The organism is Erysipelatoclostridium sp. AM42-17 (assembly GCF_003480255.1).
Classification (GTDB): domain Bacteria; phylum Bacillota_I; class Bacilli_A; order Erysipelotrichales; family Coprobacillaceae; genus Faecalibacillus.
On record NZ_QUIN01000007.1, the window covers coordinates 70,809 to 78,437 of the forward strand.

Genomic DNA, 7,629 nt, shown 5'->3' on the forward strand with positions numbered 1-7,629 from the left:
TTACCTACCCATAATTTTCTAATATTGATTTCACCATATCATGTGTTACATCAAATGGTGAATTTGCAGCAAATCTTTCATGAACAACTTGATCTGTTAAGCTTAGAACATCTTCCTTATTTAACTTACAAGGTTCTAATCCTAATACTTCATCTCTAAATTGTCTGAATCCTTTTGCTACTTCTTTTCCTAATGATTCATTTGATAAATCATGAGGAAGTGATAATTCTAAGATATTTCCTATTTCTCTAATTTTCTTTGGTTCTACCAAAGCTGTTTTTTCAATAACTCCTGGTAATGCATAAGCACAAGCAACACCATGAGCTAAGTGATATTTAGCACCCACAACATGACCAATAGAATGTCCTAAATGCGTACCACCATTATTTAAAACCCATCCACCTAAGGCTGCCGCCACCATCATTCTTTCTCTTGCATCTAAATCTTCACCATGATGAACAGCTGTTGGTAAGTATTTAAATACTAAGAACATGATTTTTTCACAGATGGCATTAACAACAGGTGTAGATAGATTAGAAGTATAAGCTTCTAATGCATGAGCAAAGACATCAAGTCCTGTTGAAACAGTGAGTCCTTGTGGCATTGATTTTGCTAGTTCAGGAACTAAGATAACATATTCACTGATAGCTTCATCAGATAACACTGCTAATTTTTCTTGTTTTTCAACATCTGTTACAACAAGCGCGTTAGATAATTCACTACCTGTTCCAGATGTTGTTGGTACTGCAATTAATCCTAAAATACGATGATCTACTGTTTTATCTTGAATGTATTCTTGGATTTGTCCACCACAATGACTTACAATATTTATTCCTCTAGAAGCATCTATAACACTTCCACCACCAATAGCAATAATAGAATCACATTGGTTTTCTTGATATAATTTTGCACCTTTATTTACAATTTCAAATGGAGGTTCAGGTACAATTTCATCATAAATAACATAAGCCATATTTTCTTGTTTTAAAGCATCTAATGCTTGATTCACTACTGGTGATTGAAGTAAGAAACGATCAATAGCAATTAAAGGTTTAGTATAGTTTGCTGTTTTTAATGTATCTAATAAATCGGAAGAAAAATCATATGAAACACAAACCTTTGCTTTTTGTTCTAACTTATAATTCATACTTCTTACTCCTATAAACCTAATTCTTTAGATGTTTTATCTGCTTTTTCACAGAATTCTTTTACTGCAGGAATGTTCTTTTCAATCACACCATCATTGAATTTAAATGAAGTTTTAGATAAAGAATCAACACCATAAGGTTTAATTGTTCTAATACATTCTTCTACATTATCAGGTCCTAAACCTCCAGCAATAATAACTGGAACATTAACAGCGTTTACGATTTGAACATCAATGTCCCAATCATGTGTTTTTCCACTTGCTCCAATTCCTGTATCTTTAGCAAGTCCTGTATCTGTTAATAAGAAATCACAATATTTAGCATATTCTTTAGCACGATCTACAGCACCAGGTCCATCTACTAAGATAGCTTGCATTAATTTAACACCAGGACATTCTTTATGAAGACGAGCAGCGAATGCTTGATCTGCTGTATAATCCATACCAGCGATATGTACGATATCAGGTTTAATTCTTTTAACAATGAAGAACATTTCTTCAACATCTTTATTAAGCATGATGGCTACAGTTTTAACACCTCTTGCTTTTGCTTCTCCATAGATTTTATCAACAACATCATAAGGAACACGATGTGCTGGAACTCCACCAGATTGCATAGGCACTAATCCAATATGATCAGCTCCTGCATCCATAACTTGTACTGCTTCGTTATAATTAACGATTGAATAAATTTGTTTTACTACCATTTTTACTTCTATTTCCCTTCTATTTTGCTTCTTCTACACGTTTTAATACTTCTTTAACATTTAATTCAGGTGATACAGCTAAAGGAGATTCAACATTAATACTTGCTGCTGCTTGAGTATAAAGACCAACTTCTTCTAAAGGAAGTTCTTCACCATGATTAAATCTTGCCCATACTAATGTAGCCATTGAACAATCACCTGCACCATTAGTACTTACAATCTTTTTAGCTAAAGGTTTAACAAGTGCTTCTTCTCCTTCTTTAGAACATAAAATACCATGTGATCCAAGAGAGATAAAGACATTTTTAACACCTTTATTATTTAATGCTATTGCTGCTTGACGAGCAGTTTCTTCATCAACAACTTTAATACCAGTTAAAAGTTCTGCTTCTAATTCATTTGGTTTTAAAGTATCAAGTTTATCTAATACATTTTCAATACGATCTACTTTAGCAACTGATACAGGATCAACAAAGATTGGACTTGTTACATTTTCACAAAGCCATTCGATTGATTCTTTAGATAAGTTACAATCTACAACAACAATTTTAGCTCCATTAATGAAGTCTAATCTTTTTGCTAAGAATTCAGGAGTAATATTTTCACAGATTTTCATATCATTAATACCTGTAACTAAATCTCCTTCATTATCATTTACATATAAGTAAATAGAACTTCTAGAATCTTTAATTTGTTCAGCATATTCTAAACTGATGTTATTTTTTTGACATTCCATTTGAGCAATTTTACCAAAGTTATCATCACCATATACTGTTACTAAATATGTTGGTGTATCTAATCTTGTTAAGTTTTGCGCGATGTTTTGTCCAACACCACCAATATTAATTGTTACTTCTCCAATGTTAGAATCTTTTTCACGATATACTTTACCAGATAATCCAGCGATATCGATGTTAAGTCCTCCAACTACAACTACATAATCTTTCATTTCTTTTCATCCTTTCGTTTGTTACGTTTTATTTCTTTCGACACTTAAATTATATGCGGTAAACGCTTCCAACGTAACAAATGTTTACAATCTGAACTTTTGTTTATTGATTTTTCTAACAAAAAGGCGTATTTTATAAACAAATAATAAAAAAATAAACGAAAGTTTAAAATATTTACTAACGCTTACAAGATGAAAGGATAAATAAAAATGACTGAACGTGAACTTGAAATATTAGAAATATTAAAAAATAATCCTCTTATTTCTCAAGATGAATTAGCTAGTCAACTGATGATCACTCGTTCTGGTGTTGCTGCTCATATTCATAACTTGATGAAAAAAGGATATATCAAAGGAAAAGGATATATTATTAATCAAGATAATTTTGTTTCTGTAATTGGGGGAAACAATTTAGATATTCTAGGAATTCCTAATGATCGTTTAATTACCAACAACTCTAACCCCGGTAAAATCTATTACTCTTTAGGAGGTGCTGGACGTAATATTGCCTTTGGACTTACAAAACTCAATGTCCAAAATTATTTTATCTCGGTATATGGAGATGATCTTAATGGTGAGAAGTTTATTCGTGATTGTAAAGATAACAATATGGATGTTTCTTGTTGTGAAAAGATGGATGGAGAACATACCTCTTCTTTTATGTATATTGATAATTCTCAAGGAATTAAAATTGTTGGTATTAATGATATGGAAATCTATAATCGAATGACACCCACTTTCTTATCTAAATATTTAGATAAAATCAATAGTTCTCAATATTGTGCATTAGATACTAATATACCCGAAGAAAGTTTTAATTATCTATATGAGCATGTTGAAGTTCCTATTATCATTAAAACAACTTCAATCAATAAAGATATTCGTATTCTACAAGAGAATATGCAAATTGATGTTTTAGTCACTACACCAAAAGAATTAGAAGCATTACTTAACTACTATGGTAAAAAATTTACTGATATTAAAAGTGCTATTCGTTTCTTGCTTACTAAAAATATTAGACATATCGCAGTTTATTCAGTTAATCAAGGTCTCTATTTTGAAAGTAAAGAACATAAACTCCATATTAAAAAGACTCTAACAGATATTTCTAACACTAATGGAGCAACAGCTATTTTAACCAGTGTGATTATTTGGGGGTTACAAAAACAATTATCTTGGCAAAAGATTATGCGCTATGGTTATACAGCTATTTCAATATGTGCTAAAAGTAAACAACCAATTAGTTATAAACTAAATGTTGAAAATTTAGTTGATGAAGAGCGCAAAATCTTTGAACCTGAGTATTAATTTTAAACAAATGTTTATTTTTTAATATTTTGTTTACTTTAATTATTTATCATTTTATATTGAAAGAGGGTGATATAATGATTGACACAATTCTTTTAGATATTGATGGAACAATGCTCGATAGCAAATCATGCCTTTTATCATGTTTAAAACTAGCATTAAAAAAAACTCTCGATATAGAAGTTCCTATAAGTACTCTTGAATCTACAATGGGAATGCATGAAAAAGAAGTCGCTGCCTTGTTTACTAAGCAGCCCATAAAACAACAAGAATTACAAGACAGTTGGACTTATTATGTTAAAAATAATCCCAATTTACCAAATCTATATCATGATGTACAGGATACACTCTTGTTTCTTAAATCCAAAAATATAAAATTAGGTATTGTTACATCAAAAACAAAAGAACATATGAAAAATGATTTTTATAAATTAAATATTAATCATTTATTTGATATCATTGTCACATCTGATGATATCACTCATCCAAAGCCCGATGGTGAACCCATTACCTATGCTTTAAATCAACTAAATAGTCAAAAAGAAAATTCTATTTATGTAGGTGATACTTATAGTGATTACCTATCAGCATGCCACGCTGGTGTTACATTCTACCTGGCATCATGGGACCTATCGGCTGATTCCTCTTTGGATAAAATAAAAAATAGATTAGTTCGTTTTGCTGATCTTAAGACACTTATTTAAAAGATAAAGGACTAAACTTCCCCAAGTTTAGTCCTTTATTTTATTAAGTATGGCATAGATATTGTAGCAAGTCCTAAAAAGGCAAAGAAGCCAAACATATCTGTACATGTTGTAACAAATACGCCACTTGCTAGTGCTGGATCAACCTTTAATTTATCTAAAATAACAGGTACAAAATAACCAGATAATGTCGCAATAATCATATTACTGATCATCGCTAAACCAGTTACAATACCAAACCATGGATTTCCAGCAAAAGCCCATGCTCCTAGACTGACCATAGCCCCTATAACAATACCATTTAAAATTCCTAGTCCAATTTCTTTAAATAAGATTTTTCTAGCATTTTCTTTATCGAGTTCTCCTAAAGATAAACCTCGAACAATAATTGTTAATGTTTGAGTTCCGGCATTACCACCCATTCCAGTAATAATCGGACTGATCGTCGCTAAAGCAACAACCTTAGCAATAGTTCCTTCAAATACATTAACAACACTTGAAGCCATGATGGCTGTAAATAAATTTACAATAAGCCATGGGATTCTATTTCTAAATGATTCATATAAAGTAGAGTCTAATCTTTCTTCAGAACCAACCCCACCTAATAAGTTCATATCTTCAGTAGTTTCTTCTTCGATGACATCCATAACATCATCAAAATCAATAACCCCTAATAAATGATTTTCTTCATCAACAACTGGCATTAAGATAAAACCATATTTACTAAAGGTTTTTGCTACTTCTTCTTGATCTTCATAATATAAAATAGATTTAACATTTTGATTTGTTATTTCCATCATTGGTGTATCAAAAGGACTTGTTACTAAATCTCTTAAAGATACAACTCCTTTTAATACATTATCTTGATCAACAACATATAAATAATAACGTGCATCTTCTTCTGTGTTTTGTTGTAAAAAAAGTAAAGTATCTTTAACTGTATTTTTAGCACGAATATCTATATATTCTGTTGTCATGATCCCCCCTGCAGTTTCAGGATCATATTGTAGTAATTGTTCTACGTCTTCCTTATCATCTTGAGCTAATAATTTAAGAATTTCTTCTTTTTTATCATCTTCTAAGGCACCAATTAAATCGGTAATAACGTCATTACTGACTTCATTTAAAATTTGTTTTTGTTTGTATTTAGAAAATAAATTTAACCATTCATAAATAGTTTCTTCATCATCTTCTTCATCTAAAATATCCCCAATAACTTCATTAGGTAAATGTTCTAGAATTTCTTTTGTTGATTCTTCATCATCATGTAAGATATCCAAAATATCAGCAGGATGGACACTTTCCATAACTTCTTTAAGAATTTCAACATTTCCATGAAGAATTAAATTCTTTAATTCTTCTGATGTCATTTTCTTTGTCATATTTTCCTCCTTTTAAAGAGGATTATTTACCGAGGGTGGCAAATGATCCTCGTGATTATCATCATTTCCACCGGGTATCGGGTCGATTATCATTTTACCACCTCCTAACCTCATTTATTTTAACACAAAGTTTTATCTTTTAAAGTAAAAAGTATGTTAATATTTTTATATATACTAAAGGAGGAATAAAAAATGTATCAATTTATTGAGTATCCTAAATGTTCAACATGTAAAAAAGCAAAAAAATACCTACAGGAGCATCAAATTTCATTTCATGATCGTCATATTGTAGAAGAAAAATTAAATAAAGAAGAAATGAAGGCTCTCTATTTAAAAAGTGGTTTACCACTAAAAAGATTCTTTAATACTTCAGGTATGAAATATCGAGAATTAAATTTAAAAGATAAATTACCAAATATGAGCGAAGAACAACAATTAGAACTTTTAGCTAGTGATGGTATGTTAATCAAAAGACCTATTTTAGAAACCGATGATCATGTCCTTGTTGGCTTTAAAGAAACAGAATATGAAAAATTAGGTAAATAAAATGCCAGCCGGATACACACATTATCAATTTGGTCAAGATTTGCTTTGCCAAATGCAAAATCAAGAATTAAAAGAAATGATTTTAAAACATATAGACTTATTTAATATTGGTCTTCATGGACCAGATATTTTCTTTTATCATCGTCCTTATTATTTCAAAGATAAGTTAAATAGATATGGCAATAACATGCACCACACTATGGCTGCTCCTTTTTTTAATCAAGCAAGACAACATATAGAAAACGAAGATCAGTTAGTCTATATTTTAGGATTTATCTGTCATTATTTATTAGATAGTCGTTTACATGGCTATATTCAAGAAATCATCAATACAAAGCATATAAGTCACTTTGAAATAGAGTCACAATATGATGCAAGATTTATGATTAAAAATCATTTAAAACCTACTCATACTTTATTGTATCGTCATATTGTTGTAAATGAATATACAGTCTCTCATATTCAACACTTCTTTCCTCAATTTTCATATCTAGAAATCGAAGAAATACTTCGTAGTATGCATACTTACGATCATCTCTTATTAGCACCCAACATATTAAAAAGAGGAATCCTTTATTTAGGATTCCAACTTACAGGTCATTTTAAAGACTTACAAGGTCTAGTCATGAATTATAAAACAAATCATTATCTTGATCATGAATTAGATCATTTAGATATTTTATATCAACAAACACTAAATGAAACTGAAAAAATATTACTTGATTACTTTCATCATCAACCACTATCATCTCGTTTTCATCATGATTATGAATCAATGAAAACCTTATAGAAGTTTATTCGGTATATTAAAATATCTGTAGCTTAGAGGTCCGCTTTAAAATATCGTGGGGAGGAACCTATAAAATATCTAGGGGATGTAAATACA

The 7,629-nt window shown here is 30.2% G+C and carries 8 protein-coding genes; 4 read left to right on the forward strand and 4 right to left on the reverse strand.

What is annotated here, in order from left to right; genetic code table 11:
• Window positions 1-4 precede the first annotated feature (4 nt).
• The 3 genes from DW911_RS04355 to DW911_RS04365 are packed head-to-tail and all read right to left on the reverse strand — an operon-like array spanning window position 5 to window position 2,803.
• The gene (locus DW911_RS04355; protein WP_118607514.1) at window positions 5-1,147 is read right to left on the reverse strand and encodes an iron-containing alcohol dehydrogenase; all 1,143 of its coding nucleotides are present in this window, start codon (window positions 1,145-1,147) and stop codon (window positions 5-7) included.
• A gap of 11 nt (window positions 1,148-1,158) precedes the next feature.
• Complete coding sequence (locus DW911_RS04360; protein ID WP_118607515.1) at window positions 1,159-1,854, reverse strand: phosphoribosylanthranilate isomerase; 696 nt, start codon at window positions 1,852-1,854, stop codon at window positions 1,159-1,161.
• 19 nt (window positions 1,855-1,873) lie between these two features.
• A complete protein-coding gene (locus DW911_RS04365; RefSeq protein ID WP_118607516.1) occupies window positions 1,874-2,803 on the reverse strand; it encodes a PfkB family carbohydrate kinase in 930 nt (309 codons plus the stop codon).
• A 210-nt stretch (window positions 2,804-3,013) separates the two neighbouring features.
• Here DW911_RS04365 and DW911_RS04370 point away from each other — a divergent pair, with 210 nt between their 5' ends.
• The gene (locus tag DW911_RS04370; RefSeq protein ID WP_118433003.1) at window positions 3,014-4,111 is read left to right on the forward strand and encodes a PfkB family carbohydrate kinase; all 1,098 of its coding nucleotides are present in this window, start codon (window positions 3,014-3,016) and stop codon (window positions 4,109-4,111) included.
• A 77-nt stretch (window positions 4,112-4,188) separates the two neighbouring features.
• Complete coding sequence (locus DW911_RS04375; protein ID WP_118607517.1) at window positions 4,189-4,815, forward strand: HAD family hydrolase; 627 nt, start codon at window positions 4,189-4,191, stop codon at window positions 4,813-4,815.
• 35 nt (window positions 4,816-4,850) lie between these two features.
• On the opposite strand, the gene mgtE is transcribed toward DW911_RS04375, so the two are convergent.
• Window positions 4,851-6,197 (reverse strand): magnesium transporter, encoded by a 1,347-nt coding sequence (mgtE, locus tag DW911_RS04380; protein WP_118433001.1) that lies wholly within the window; start codon window positions 6,195-6,197, stop codon window positions 4,851-4,853.
• Between the two features lie 192 nt (window positions 6,198-6,389).
• Between mgtE and DW911_RS04385 the strand changes: the two genes are divergently transcribed.
• The gene (locus DW911_RS04385) at window positions 6,390-6,743 is read left to right on the forward strand and encodes an arsenate reductase family protein (protein ID WP_118433000.1); all 354 of its coding nucleotides are present in this window, start codon (window positions 6,390-6,392) and stop codon (window positions 6,741-6,743) included.
• A gap of 1 nt (window position 6,744) precedes the next feature.
• The gene (locus DW911_RS04390; protein ID WP_118432999.1) at window positions 6,745-7,533 is read left to right on the forward strand and encodes a zinc dependent phospholipase C family protein; all 789 of its coding nucleotides are present in this window, start codon (window positions 6,745-6,747) and stop codon (window positions 7,531-7,533) included.
• The last annotated feature ends 96 nt before the right edge of the window (window positions 7,534-7,629 follow it).